13 protein-coding genes and 1 tRNA gene are annotated in these 12,357 nt (G+C 68.9%); 6 read left to right on the forward strand and 8 right to left on the reverse strand.

Features of this window, described 5'->3' with window-relative positions; genetic code table 11:
- Positions 1 to 4: 4 nt before the first annotated feature.
- The gene (locus EIZ44_RS02355; RefSeq protein WP_134727600.1) at positions 5 to 931 is read right to left on the reverse strand and encodes a TauD/TfdA dioxygenase family protein; all 927 of its coding nucleotides are present in this window, start codon (positions 929 to 931) and stop codon (positions 5 to 7) included.
- Positions 932 to 1,256: 325 nt separating this feature from the next.
- On the opposite strand from EIZ44_RS02355, the gene EIZ44_RS02360 reads away from it, so the two are divergent.
- Complete coding sequence (locus tag EIZ44_RS02360) at positions 1,257 to 1,550, forward strand: hypothetical protein (protein WP_037808560.1); 294 nt, start codon at positions 1,257 to 1,259, stop codon at positions 1,548 to 1,550.
- Positions 1,550 to 2,119 carry a hypothetical protein gene (locus EIZ44_RS02365; protein WP_037808561.1) on the forward strand — a complete coding sequence of 190 codons (570 nt, stop codon included), beginning with the start codon at positions 1,550 to 1,552 and terminating at the stop codon, positions 2,117 to 2,119. Before EIZ44_RS02360 ends, EIZ44_RS02365 begins: the two co-directional genes overlap by 1 nt.
- Here the strand turns inward: EIZ44_RS02365 and EIZ44_RS02370 are convergent.
- The 5 genes from EIZ44_RS02370 to EIZ44_RS02390 all read right to left on the reverse strand — a co-directional run bounded on the left by EIZ44_RS02370 (position 2,116) and on the right by EIZ44_RS02390 (position 4,410).
- Positions 2,116 to 2,910 carry an SAM-dependent methyltransferase gene (locus tag EIZ44_RS02370; protein ID WP_037808562.1) on the reverse strand — a complete coding sequence of 265 codons (795 nt, stop codon included), beginning with the start codon at positions 2,908 to 2,910 and terminating at the stop codon, positions 2,116 to 2,118. The two genes, EIZ44_RS02365 and EIZ44_RS02370, sit on opposite strands and share 4 nt — an antisense overlap.
- 9 nt (positions 2,911 to 2,919) lie before the next feature.
- Positions 2,920 to 3,243: a hypothetical protein gene (locus EIZ44_RS02375; protein ID WP_134727601.1), complete on the reverse strand. Its 324-nt coding sequence runs from the start codon at positions 3,241 to 3,243 to the stop codon at positions 2,920 to 2,922.
- 90 nt (positions 3,244 to 3,333) lie between these two features.
- A tRNA-Ser gene (locus tag EIZ44_RS02380) sits at positions 3,334 to 3,420 on the reverse strand.
- Between the two features lie 43 nt (positions 3,421 to 3,463).
- Complete coding sequence (locus tag EIZ44_RS02385; protein WP_037808568.1) at positions 3,464 to 3,904, reverse strand: nucleoside deaminase; 441 nt, start codon at positions 3,902 to 3,904, stop codon at positions 3,464 to 3,466.
- Positions 3,905 to 3,927: 23 nt separating this feature from the next.
- Positions 3,928 to 4,410 carry a tRNA adenosine deaminase-associated protein gene (locus tag EIZ44_RS02390; RefSeq protein WP_037354362.1) on the reverse strand — a complete coding sequence of 161 codons (483 nt, stop codon included), beginning with the start codon at positions 4,408 to 4,410 and terminating at the stop codon, positions 3,928 to 3,930.
- Between the two features lie 76 nt (positions 4,411 to 4,486).
- On the opposite strand from EIZ44_RS02390, the gene EIZ44_RS02395 reads away from it, so the two are divergent.
- Together EIZ44_RS02395 and EIZ44_RS02400 are read left to right on the forward strand one after the other, a co-directional pair.
- A complete protein-coding gene (locus tag EIZ44_RS02395) occupies positions 4,487 to 5,716 on the forward strand; it encodes a M20 metallopeptidase family protein (protein WP_134727602.1) in 1,230 nt (409 codons plus the stop codon).
- Between the two features lie 373 nt (positions 5,717 to 6,089).
- Positions 6,090 to 6,992, forward strand: coding sequence for a dihydrodipicolinate synthase family protein (locus EIZ44_RS02400; protein WP_037808572.1), 903 nt, complete (start codon positions 6,090 to 6,092; stop codon positions 6,990 to 6,992).
- A gap of 4 nt (positions 6,993 to 6,996) precedes the next feature.
- Here EIZ44_RS02400 and EIZ44_RS02405 read toward each other — a convergent pair whose 3' ends face one another.
- On the reverse strand, positions 6,997 to 7,962 hold the full coding sequence (locus EIZ44_RS02405) for an RNA polymerase subunit sigma-70 (RefSeq protein WP_240691206.1): 966 nt from the start codon (positions 7,960 to 7,962) through the stop codon (positions 6,997 to 6,999).
- 210 nt (positions 7,963 to 8,172) lie between these two features.
- Between EIZ44_RS02405 and lysA the strand changes: the two genes are divergently transcribed.
- The gene (lysA, locus tag EIZ44_RS02410) at positions 8,173 to 9,507 is read left to right on the forward strand and encodes a diaminopimelate decarboxylase (RefSeq protein WP_037808576.1); all 1,335 of its coding nucleotides are present in this window, start codon (positions 8,173 to 8,175) and stop codon (positions 9,505 to 9,507) included.
- On the opposite strand, the gene EIZ44_RS02415 is transcribed toward lysA, so the two are convergent.
- Positions 9,504 to 11,030: an APC family permease gene (locus EIZ44_RS02415; RefSeq protein ID WP_134727604.1), complete on the reverse strand. Its 1,527-nt coding sequence runs from the start codon at positions 11,028 to 11,030 to the stop codon at positions 9,504 to 9,506. The two genes, lysA and EIZ44_RS02415, sit on opposite strands and share 4 nt — an antisense overlap.
- Positions 11,031 to 11,210: 180 nt before the next feature.
- Here EIZ44_RS02415 and EIZ44_RS02420 point away from each other — a divergent pair, with 180 nt between their 5' ends.
- Positions 11,211 to 11,708, forward strand: coding sequence for an Lrp/AsnC family transcriptional regulator (locus EIZ44_RS02420; protein WP_009084674.1), 498 nt, complete (start codon positions 11,211 to 11,213; stop codon positions 11,706 to 11,708).
- The last annotated feature ends 649 nt before the right edge of the window (positions 11,709 to 12,357 follow it).

Raw genomic sequence — 12,357 nt, forward strand, 5'->3', positions numbered from 1 at the left:
GCGGTCAGTACGGCCGGTCCCCGACGATCGCGACGCGCTCGGCGATCCGGACGTGCGGGTGGTAGTCGTTGACCGCGTAGTGCTGGGTCGCGCGGTTGTCCCAGAACGCCACCGAATCCGGCTGCCAGCGGAACCGCACCTGGAACTCCGGCGTGTGCGCCTGGAGGAACAGATACCGCAGCAGCCGGTCGCTTTCGGCGCGGTCGAGGCCGGTGATGTGCGTGGTGAACGCCTGGTTCACGAACAACGTCCGCCGTCCGGTCTCCGGATGGGTCCGCACCACCGGGTGCTCGACCGGCGGGTACGCGTCCTGCCACTGGGCCAGCAGGTCCGGGTCGGTGAACCGGTCGAAACCGGGGACGAAATCGTGCACCGCGGTGAGGCCGTCGATCCGCTCGCGGACGTCGGCGGGCAGGTTGTCGTAGGCGGCGGCCATGTCGGCCCACATCGTGTCGCCGCCGATCGGCGGGACCTCGACCAGCCGCAACACCGAACCGAGCGCCGGATTCGGCCGCCAGGTGACGTCGGTGTGCCAGATGTTTTCGTACCCAGGCATCCCGGCGGTGCGGGTGAACCGCACGACCTGATCGGAATCTCCGCGGGCGATGAACGGGTTGGTCTCCAGTTCGCCCCAGTTCGCGGCGAACGCGCGCTGCTGCTGCGACGTGATGCGCTGGTCGCGGAAGAACAGCACCTTCCACTCCAGCAACGCGCGGTTCAGCTCGGCACGCAACCGCGGCGACACGGGTGCGCCGAGGTCCACTCCGGAGATTTCCGCGCCGATCACCCGTCCGAGCGGACGCAGGGCGAAAAGCTCGTAGGGACGTTCTTCGACACCGTCCGGAAGGCGGCGCAGCACGCGCGGCCCTTCGAGGATCCCGTCGTCCGGGGTGACGGACGAGCGCAGGCGGGCAGGCAGGTCTACAGACATGGGGGTACTCCCGGAAGAATAGGTGAATTCGGCTACAGCAGCGGAAAATCGCCTACGCGGGAGGAGAGCCGAGACGACCGCGACGCCTCAGGAGAGCGGCCACGCCCTCGCCGTCCGACCGCGCCGGGGCACGGCCGGCTTGCGGCACTACCCGGTTCTCTGGCATGACTCCAATTCTGGCCGGGTTCGGTTGCGTGGGTCAAGGATCTCCACGATGTGGAATCGTCGCACGCCCGGCCGAGTGACCCGGGCGGCCTCGATGGGGTTAGATCTCTGGAGAGGGTGACGGGCCGCGGTTCGCGCTCTCCCGGAAGCGGAGGTCCCGATGGCAGGTTCGACGAGCGAGCGGCTCAACGCCGCCGCGGACGCGCTCGATCGAGCGGCTGCCGACGCGGACCGTGCCGCGGGCCGGTTCGCCGAAGCCCGTCTCGAATCGACGCCGTGGGGCATTTCCGCGCCCGCGCGGGAAATCGCCGCCCGGTGGGAGGCCGCGCTCGCCGCGCGGGACGTCGACGCGCGCATGCTCGGCGACGCGACGTCCGACCTCGCCGGCCAGCTGCGGATGGCCGCCCGCGGCCACCACCACCGCCCGACGATCGCGACGGCGCTGCTGAGTTGATGCCGTTCCTCCACCCGGCACTGGAAAACGCGGCCGCCGGACTGGCTTCCTTGAGTGCCGCGGCCGCCGCGATCGGCGCACCGGACCCGGTCGCCGCGCTGCGCCAGATCGACTGTTCCCCGCAGACGATCCGCGAATCCGCGCGCACGCTGTCGGGCGGCCGCGACGTGCTGGTGATGGCCCGGCTGGAGTTCGAACGCGGGGCGCACAGCGCGGAACGCAAATGGGGCGGCGAACCGGCCGCGCAGTTCCGGGGCAGCGCCGACGAACTGGACGCGCACTACCGGCAGGCCGCCGAAGCCGCCGCGCGGACAGCGTCGGTCGGCCTGGATCTGGCGGATTTGCTTGACCGGCTGGCAGATCAGACGGCGGCGCGGGTCATGCTGATCGCCGAAGGAGTGACCCCAGCGGCCGTCGCGCTGCTGGCGGGCGACCGATCCGCGGAGCCAGCGGTGCGGGAGGCATGCGGGACCATCGCGGAAGCGGTCGCGCGCGGCGTCGCAACCATAGGAGAGGCAACGACTTTCCTCGACGCGTTCGGCACACCGGTGTTGCAGGAAGAGAATTAACGGGTCGCAGTCACGAATCCGCCGCGCGTGTGGTGCAGCGGCTCGCGTCCATAGTGGACGGAAAGTTCCGCGACCGTAACGGTTTCCGGCCGCCAGCCGTGCTCGGCGAGCCACTTCGGAGCGTCCCCCGCGAGACCGCCGCGCCAAAGCGCCGTCACCTCGCTGCCGAATTGACGCGCCCGTTCCAGCAGCCCGTCCTGATCACCGTCCGGCCGATGTTCGAACGAAACCCGGCTGCCCGGCGCGGACAACTCGGTGACCGCCGTGAGCATCCGCTCCGCCTCGTCCCGGCTGAGGTAGACGAGCAGCCCCTCAGCGAGCCAGACGGTCGGCTGATCCGGGTCGAATCCGTTGTTTTTCAAGGCAGTGACCCAGTCGCCGCGCAGATCCACCGGAACCGTCGTGCGCTCGCACCGAGGCCGCGCACCTTTTTCGGACAGTACGGTTTCCTTGAACGCGAGCACGTCCGGCAGATCGACCTCGAACACGCGCGCCCCGTCAGGCCAGTCGAGCCGGAACGCGCGAGCGTCGAGACCAGCCGCGAGAAGCACCGTCTGGGTCCCGCCGGAAACGAAGTCATCGAAGAACCTGGTGCGGATCGCGACCTGGTGCGCGAAGACCATCCCCAGCTCGTGGTGACGTTCCCGGCCCTCGAAGATCGCGCGGCCGGCGTGGAAGAACGCGCCCGCGTACGGATCATCGAACAGCCGGTCCGGCCGCCCGCTCTCCAACGCCCGAAGCCCAGCAACCCCAACCGCGGTCTTGCCGACCGGCGGAAGCTCCTCGCTCATGCGTCCACGCTACTTCGCCATCGCCGCTTTGACGGCCGCGACCAGCTCCCGCACCTTCTTCCGGTCGGAGGAGCTGTAGTAGAACGTGCACAGATCGGCCTTGTCGCCGCCGGAAGCCGGGTTCTCGATCACCGCCGTCGACGCGCCGGTCACCTTGAACTTGAGACACCCCGGGCTGAACGCGCCGGGTTCGGTGTTGCTGACCCCGCTGATCCGGCTGACGGTGAAGCTGTGCTTCTTGTCCGCGCCGAACAGGCCGTCTTTGATCGCGGCCTTGATCGTCACCTGCTTGCCGCTGAACGTGAGCGAACGACGCCGGGCATAGATGTACAAAGCGCCACCTCCGGTACGGGGACCAGCTACCGGAGGGTCAAACGAACGAACCCCGGCCGGAGTGCCCGGTCGGGGTTCGTTCGTGAAGAGCGGTGGCGGTGGGATTTGAACCCACGGACGGGATTAACCGTCACACGATTTCGAGTCGTGCTCCTTCGGCCGCTCGGACACGCCACCGCCGAGAACAATACCGGACCCTCTTCGCGGCTTGCGGCGGGGTCTACTCGGCCCCCAGCCGCCGGTCCGCGAAGTACGCCTCGAGCAGGGCGGCGCAGTCGCTTTCGAGCACTCCGCCGTGAACTTCCGGCCGGTGGTTGAGGCGGCGGTCGCGCACGACGTCCCACAGCGACGACACCGCGCCCGTCTTGGGCTCCCAAGCCCCGAACACCAACCGCTCGACGCGGGCGAGCACGAGCGCGCCGGCGCACATCGTGCAGGGCTCCAGCGTGACCGCGAGCGTGCAGCCCTCCAGCCGCCAGCCGTCGCCGAACTCGCGGGCCGCCGCGCGCAGCGCGAGGATCTCCGCGTGCGCGGTGGGGTCAGCCAGCTCGACCCGCGCGTTGCGAGCCGCGGCCAGGGGGCGCCCGTCGGGGTCGAAGACGACCGCGCCGATGGGCACGTCGGCACCGGGGGCGCGAGCCGCGTCCAGCGCGGCCCGCACGGCTTCGGTGTCGTCCGGCCGTCTCAGAGCTGGTCCAGCAGTTTCGAGAACTCGGCCTCGAACCCGCACCGCTGGGCGATCATCTGGAGCTGTTCGTCCGGGTAGAGGTCGACCTCCCCGACGATCACCTCCAGCTCGCCGCCGGGCAGGCCGAGGTCGGCCAGGATCTCGAGGTCGCCCTCGGGCCAGACGGCGTCGTCGTCCTCGTCGGGCGGGTCGACGCGCAGGACGTCGAGGACGTCCGCCGCGATGTCGTAGTCGAGCGCCGCGGCGGCGTCCGACAGCAGCAGCGACGGACCCCTCGGGCTCGGCCGGACGATCACGAAGAACTCGTCGTCGACGGCCAGCAGGCCGAACGCCGCCCCGGTCGACCGGAGCTTGCCCAGCTCGGTGATCGCCGCATCCAGTTCTGTGAGCGCCGAGGAATCGAGCGCACTGCACCGCCACCGACCGTCTTCACGGACCACAGCTATCGCGAAGCCCGTGACCGGCTCTTGCACCGCCATGCGCACACCGTATTCCGCCTCGCTGGCGAACGCACGCACGGTGCGCCCGAAGCGTGCGAGGTGCCACTATCGAGCCATGACCGGACCCACCGACCTCCCCACCCTGCCCGGCAACCGGCACGCCGGGCTGCTCGACGCCGCGCGGCAGCTCCAGGACCGCACTGTCGAGCTTCGCCGCGCCGTGCACCGGCATCCCGAACAGGGCTTGCAGCTGCCACGCACCCAGGCGGCGATCCGCACCGCACTGGCCGACCTGCCGATCGAACTCACCGACGGCCGCTCCACGACGTCGCTCACCGGCGTCCTGCGCGGCGCCCGTCCCGGCCCGGCCGTGCTGCTGCGGGCGGACATGGACGCGCTGCCGCTCACCGAGGACACCGGCCTGGAGTTCTCGTCCGAGATCGACGGTTCGATGCACGCCTGCGGCCACGACACGCACGTCGCGATGCTCGCCTCCGCGGCACGGCTGCTGTCTGAGCGGGTCGACGACCTGGCCGGCTCGGTCGTGTTCATGTTCCAGCCCGGCGAGGAAGGCCTCCACGGCGCGCGGCACATGATCCACGAGGGAGTGCTGGACGCGGCGGGCACGCGCGTCACGCGAGCCTTCGGCCTGCACACGATCGCCAACAGCCCGAGCGGCGTCCTGCAGGTCCGCGGCGGGCCGATGATGGCGTCGGCCGACACGTTCAGCGTCGAGGTCAACGGCCGCGGCGGCCACGGTTCCGCCCCGCACGACGCGATCGACCCCGTCCCCGCCGCGGCGGCGATGGTCAGCGCGATCCAGACGATGGTCACGCGCCGGATCAGCGTCTTCGACCCGGCGGTGGTCTCGGTGACCCGCATCCAGGCCGGGACGACGACGAACATCATCCCCGAGACGGCGGTGCTCGAGGGGACCATTCGCACCCTGTCGGAGTCGACGCGGTCCTTCATCCGCGAGGAACTGCCGAAGGTGTGCGAGGCGGTCGGAGCGGCCCACGGCTGCCGCGTGTCGGCCGGCGTTGACCCGGGCTACCCGACGACGGTCAACGACCCGGCAGTGGCGGCCGAGGTGTTGTCGCTGGGTGCGGAGGTGCTGGGCGAGGACAACGTCGAGGAGCTGACCACGCCGATCATGGGCGCGGAAGACTTCTCGTATGTCCTGCAACGGATTCCGGGCGCGTTCGCGTTCATCGGCGCCCGCGAGCCGGGAGCGGACCCGGCGACCACCGAGGACAACCACTCGAACCGGGTGAAGTTCCACGAACCGGCGATGGCCGCCGGGGTGGCCATGTACACGGCGTTCGCCTTGGACGCTCTGCGCTGAGGGTTTCGGCACGCCCCTTTCGCTGGGGCGTGCCGACTCAGGCTGCTTGCGCGAGGAAGACGAACTCGCGTTCTGTCGGGGCTTGCCGGAACGTGTACGTGATGCGAAATGAGGCGAGCGGCAGCCGCACGTCAGTGACCTCGACTCGTTGCTCCGCCGACCCGACTCCCGCACCTCGCGGGTGCGCAGCGGCACGTTCCAGGTCCCCACGCGAGGTAATCCGGTCGTCGGCCAGCGGTACCTAGTTTTGCCAGGCCAGGCCGCCCTTCAGCACCGATCTAGGACGCATATCCCAAAGATCAGGACGATCGTCCTGGCCACCTCGTGTTACCCTCCGACTGTCGAGACATCATATATCAGATCGGATCTGCTCGTGGCGTTCGAGAAACAGCGACAGCGGCTCGCCGGCGTGGTGGCGATCCCGGTGACTCCCTTCACCGCGGCCGGGGACGTGGACGCCGAGACGTACGAGCGGCTAGTCGAACGGCTCGTGCTGAGCGGCATCGAGGTCGTCACGCCGAACGGCAACACCGGCGAGTTCTACGCACTCGAAGAGCAAGAAACGCGACAGTGTCTCGAAGTCACCACGAAGGCCGCGCGCGAGGCGAGCGTCCTCGCAGGCGTCGGCCATGACGTGCGTACAGCCGTGAAGGCCGCGAAGCACGCGCGCGCATCCGGAGCGGACATGGTGATGATCCATCAGCCCGTGCACCCGTACGTATCGCGCGCGGGCTGGATCGACTACCACCGCGCTATCGCGAACGAAGTGCCCGAACTCGGGGTTGTCCTGTACGTGCGCAACCCCGCCATCGAGGGTGCGGACCTGGCACAGCTCGCCGACGTCGCGCCGAACGTAATCGGCGTGAAGTACGCGGTGCCGGATCCGGTGCGCTTCCGCACCGTCGCGCGCGACGCGGGGTACGAGCGCTTCGTGTGGATCGCCGGTCTCGCCGAACTGTCCGCCCCTGGGTACTTCGCAGTCGGCGCGACGGGCTTCACCTCCGGCTTGGTGAACGTCGCGCCGCAGATCTCGCTCGACCTGTTCCGCCGTCTCCGCAACCACGACTTCGACGGCGCGATGGAAATCTGGGACCGCATCCGCCCGTTCGAGGAGATGCGCGCCGCGCACGGGAACGCCAACAACGTCAGCGTGGTCAAGGACGCCCTTTCGCAACTCAGCCTGTGCCGCCCCGACGTACGACCGCCGAGCAGGCTGCTGACCGCCGGGGAACGGGACCAGCTGTTCGGGATCCTGTCCGCGTGGGGGCTTTCGTAACGCCTCAGGCGAGCGCGGGCGGGAGGTCGAAAGTCGGGAAGACTTCCGGACCGAAGGTGGTCACCTCCGCGACACGGCCGCCGTCGAGCCGCAGCGTCACCAGGCCGAAGGCCCGGAACTCGCCGACTGTGCGCGCGTACGTGGCGAGCGCGGGCAGACCGTTCGCACGGGTCTCGACAACACGGAATTCCGCAGCGTCGCCACCATGCAACGCCGGTGCCCAGCCCGCGAGCACGGTGTCCCGCCCCGCGTACCAAGTCGGTTCCGGCCCCATGTGCCCGCCAGCGCCGGGAGCGTGACTGCAACGCACGTCTTCGCGCAGCAGTTCAGCGAAGGCCGCTTCGTCGTGCTCTACGAGCGCTTTGACGTACTTCGCGACAACAGCGCGTTCCTCATCGCTCCCGGACGCAGACGCCCACTCCGTACGTCGCGTAGACAGGTGCTCCTGCAACTCGGCCCGCGCGCGCAGCACATTGCTGTTCACCGACGCAGGCGTCGTACCGAGCGCTGAAGCCGTCTCACGCGCGGACCAGCCGAGTACGTCGCGAAGCACCAACGCAGCACGCTGTCGCGGCGAAAGATGCTGAATGGCGGCGAGGAACGCCAACTCCACCGTCTCAAGCGCGACGACGACAGTGTCCGGCTGAAGCGCACTGTCGGGCGCAGGCTGCAGCCAGGGAACCGCGACGTCGGGACGCGGCGCGAGGTCGGAGTCGTGCGCAACTGGCAGATCGAGCATCGGCAGCTCGCGCGGGTGCGCTTCGAGGTGATCGAGACACGCGTTGGTCGCGATCCGGTACAGCCACGCCCGCAGGCTCGCGCGGCCCGCGTACGTCGAACGGCCGCGCCACGCGCGCAGCAGAGTCTCCTGGACCAGGTCTTCCGCCTCGTCGAACGAGCCCAGCATCCGGTAGCAGTGCACCCGCAGCTCGTGCCGGTACGCCTCGGTCTCGCTCGCGAAGTCCGTCATCTGTTCAACCATGTCCGATAAGACGGCGGATCCCCGGATAACTCAGCAAAGCCCAGCTCAACCGGGGTGTGGCGGAAGTTACTCGTGCGTTAAGAACCCGTCAGCACGGCCGCCCGGACCGTCAGGGGCCCGTTTCCGGGACGTTCCGGTCCGGGCTCGGCGCAGTGTGCTGGCGATGTTCGCCGCGATCGACATCGACCGGAGGTAACCGTGACGCTCAGCGAGCTGCTCCCGAGTCTCGGCTGCGAGGCCGCCGACCATCTGGAACCGGGGCTCTGGCCGCAAGGCACGAAGCTCGGCGAAGGCGGTGAACTGCTCTTCGCCGGCGCGCCGGTCAGCCACCTCGCCGCGCGCTTCGGTACGCCCGCCTACCTCCTCGACGAGGAACAGGTGCGCGAAACAGCCCGCGCGTACCGCCGTGCGCTGCCGGAGGCCGACGTCGCCTTCGCGAGCAAGGCGCTCTGTACGCGAGCAGTGTTGCGTTGGGTCGCCGAAGAAGGACTGTCGCTCGACACGTGCTCCGCTGGAGAGATCGCCGTCGCACGCGCTGTCGGTTTTCCCGCGGAGCGCATTCTGTTGCACGGCAACGCGAAGACCCCGGAAGACTTGAAAGCCGCGCTGCAGTACGGCGTCGGTCGCATCGTCCTCGACTCTCTCGACGAAGTCGAACAGCTCGGCGCGCTCGCCCATGGCGCACAGCGCGTCCTTATCCGCGTCACGCCCGGCGTCAGCGGCGACACGCACGCCGCGATCACGACCGGCACCGAAGGGCAGAAGTTCGGCTTCTCGCTACGCCCCGACGTACGCGACAACGTCGACCGCGCTGTCGCAGCAGTGCTTTCACAGCCAAGCCTGCAACTAACCGGACTGCACTGCCACATCGGCTCGCAAGTGTCCCGTGTAGACCGTTACGAGGAAGCCGCGCGACGGATGGTCGAAGTACTCGTCCGTATCCGCGACCAGTACGGAATCACGTTGCGCGACTTGGATCTCGGCGGCGGCCACGCAGTGCCGTACGCCGACCGCGAAGCGTCCTTCGACCTCGACGGGTACGCACGCCGCCTCCGCGTCGCACTGAGCTACGAATGCTCGTCACACGACTTTCCCTTGCCACGCCTGACAATCGAGCCCGGCCGCGCGATCGTCGGACCGGCCGGAATCACCGTCTACCGCGTGTGCGCCGTGAAGCGCGGCGCGCGCACCTTCGTCGCTGTCGACGGCGGCATGAGCGACAACCCGCGCCCTGCGCTGTACGGCGCGCGCTACACCGCACGTCTCGTCGGCCGTCGCACGAAGGCCGCGCGTACGCCGATGACAGTGGTCGGACGACACTGCGAGTCCGGCGACGTACTGGCGGACGTCTGTCTGCCCGACGACATCCACGTCGGCGATCTGTTGGCCGTGCCGTGCACCGGCGCGTATCACCACTCGCTGGCGTCGAACTACAACCTCGTCGGCCGCCCACCGCTCGTCGGCGTCCGCGACGGGCACGCGACGCTCCTCGTACGCCGCGAAACCGAAGAAGACCTGCTTCGCCGCTGCTAGCTTTCGATGGTCTGACCGCCACGAGCAACGGCGCCGCGCGTCAGACGCCGCCCGGCGAAGAAGTCACGGCAGGCGCGTTGCACGGCGAACATCAACGGAAAGCCCACGAGGATCGCCACGACACCGATCACCGCGACGCCGCCGATGCCGAACACAGTGGTCTCTCCGGCGTCAGGCTTCGCGTACGCGATCGCCGCGAGCACCAGTACCGCCAGGAAGAACACGCCGCCTACGAAGGGCAGTAAGCCGCGAAGCAGGAAATTGCGCACGCTCGACCACAGCGTCCGGCGAAACACCCACACGCACGCGAGCGCCGTCACCGTGAACTCGATCGCGATCGTGAGCCCGACCGCGTCGACCGAATCCGCGAGCACGTTCCGGCTCCACAACGCCAGCAGCACGTACAAGGCGAGCGACACCAGCCCGAACGCCCAGGTGGTCACCGACGGCGTCTGGTACTTCGGATGCACGCGGCCGAACACCTTGGGCAGCGCGCCGTGGCTGGCCATCGACAGCGTGGTGCGCGCGGCGGGCATGATCGTCGCCTGGCTCGTGGCCGCGCCGCTGGTCAGCACCGACACGATCAGCAGCACCCCCATGACCTTGCCGAACCCGGACGTCCCGAACACCGCGCCGCCCAGGCCGGCGAGCACGTCCTCGGCGTTCGCCTCGTTGGCCAGCCCGATCCCGTGCTCGCCGACGCCCGCGAAAGCCAGCGCAGCGACGGTCACCAGCAGGTAGTTGAGCACCAGCAGCACTGTCGACAGAATCGCCGCCCGGCCCGGCGCGTGCCGCGGATCAGCCGATTCCTCGTTCACCGAAAGCGAACTCTCCCAGCCCCAGTAGATGAAGACCGCGAGCAGCACCGCCGACACCGCCGTCCCGACGCTCACTCCGCTCGGCCACAGCCAGTCCCACCGCGGCGTGGTCGCTTGCGGGCCCGCAGTGCCGCTGTAGACGCGCGTGAGCGCTACGACGGAAAAGATCACCAGGACGGCGAGTTCGATGCCGAGGAGGATCCATTGCGCCCGCGCGGACACCTCGATGCCGCGGTAGCAGAGCCAGCAGAGCGCGAGCAGCCACGCACACCCGATAGCGGTCGTCACCGCACGGTTGTTCGCGAAGTCGTCTAGACCAAACAGCAGCAGCGTGTACCGGCCGGTCAGCGCGGATTGACTGGACATCACCAGCAACTGCTCCACCAGGACGACCCAGCCGGTCATCCAGCCCACGCGGCTGCCGAACGCGCGAGTGGCCCAGGTGAAGTTGGTGCCGCAATCGGGTTCGGCCGCATTCAGTTCCCGGAAGGCAAAAGCGACGAACAGCACCGGCACGAACGACAGGAGCACGAACGCGGCGGCTTTGAACCCCGTTCCGGCGAGCACGATGAACCCGAGCGTCGCGGCGATCGAGTAGGCCGGGGCGGTCGAAGACATCCCGATCACCGTCGAGGACACCATGCCCAGCGCGTTCGAACGGAGCCCCTTGGCCGGCACCACAGGCGCGGCGACGGCTTCGGTCATTGGAATATTCCTCCTCAAGATCGGCGGTTCGCGACCGTACCCGCTGTTTGCCGGAGCCAGAACGGGGCCCGCATGTCCGCCATCTGGAGAAGAAAACGGGAAAGGGTCTCCTGCTCTCCGGCTCCTGCCGATACGCTGCGCGTCTGACGAATCACATGCCGAAACACAGGGAGGGACGGCATGGGTGACGAAAACCGTACGAAAATCGAGGAACCGCGTGCTCCGAGAGCGCTAGACGGGACCGACCGGACGCTCATCACGCTGTTACAGGAAGACGGCAGGGCGTCCTTCACCGCACTGGCCAAGGCGGTGGGTCTTTCGGAGGGCGCGGTGCGGCAGCGAGTACAACGGCTGCTGCGAGAGGAAATGGTGCAGATAGTCGCCGTGACCTCACCAGAACACGTCGACCTGACCCGAAGGGCGATGGTCGGCATCACGGTGGACGGAGACGCCCGCGAAGTGGCCCAGCAACTGGCCAAGGTCGCCGACGTACACCAGGTGGCCCTCTGCTCAGGCCGCTTCGACCTGCTGGCAGAACTGCTCTGCCGCGACGACGACCACCTCCTGTCCGTACTCGGCGACGAGGTGCGGCCCATCGCGGGCGTCGTCTCGACGGAGCTGTTCGTGTACCTGAAGCTCGCGAAACAGGACTATTCGTGGGGACGGCTCACCGCCTGATCCACGGTTTCGCGACTGGGTGCTGGCTGGGTCCGCGGCTGGGTGCTGGCTAGGTTCATGGGCTGGCGTGCTCAGGCTGAGTTCTCGGTGGGGTTCTCGGTCTGAGGTGCCGCTCACGCCTCCGGCGCGGCGGCGACTGGACCAGGCACCTGACTGGGCCCTTGAGCTGGGCCTTTGGCCTTGACTCGCGGGTTGGCGCACCCGGACCGGGTTCCTCGGGCGATGCCCTTGGGCTCCTTGGAGCCCTTGGGTCAGCGCGGTCGCCCCGGTACTCGAGCCACGCCTTTGCCCCGTCGGACCGGTTCAGGCTGACCCCTGGACTGGACCGGCTGCCCCTTGGACTGGACCACCTCGGTTCCGCGGCACGCTCTCCGTGTCCCGGCCCCGTTTGGCCGATTCCGAGACTGACCATGGCGGAACGTCCAGGCGTTGGGCACCGGCTCCGGAGTCCCGGTGCCAGCATCAGCGCTGGCCCCGGTTTCGGAATCCCGGCACGAACGCCAGTCCCGGCAACGAGCTCCACCCGAGCCATCCGCCCTGGCACCCGGCTACGGCCGAAACGCCAGTCCAGCACGGCTCCACTGCTGGCCCAGCAACGGCGCTGGCCAGCACGGGCTTCCCCCGTTCCAGCAACGACGCTGCCCAACGG

Origin of the sequence: Amycolatopsis nivea, from assembly GCF_004522235.1 — a bacterium.
Classification (GTDB): Bacteria; Actinomycetota; Actinomycetes; order Mycobacteriales; family Pseudonocardiaceae; genus Amycolatopsis; species Amycolatopsis nivea.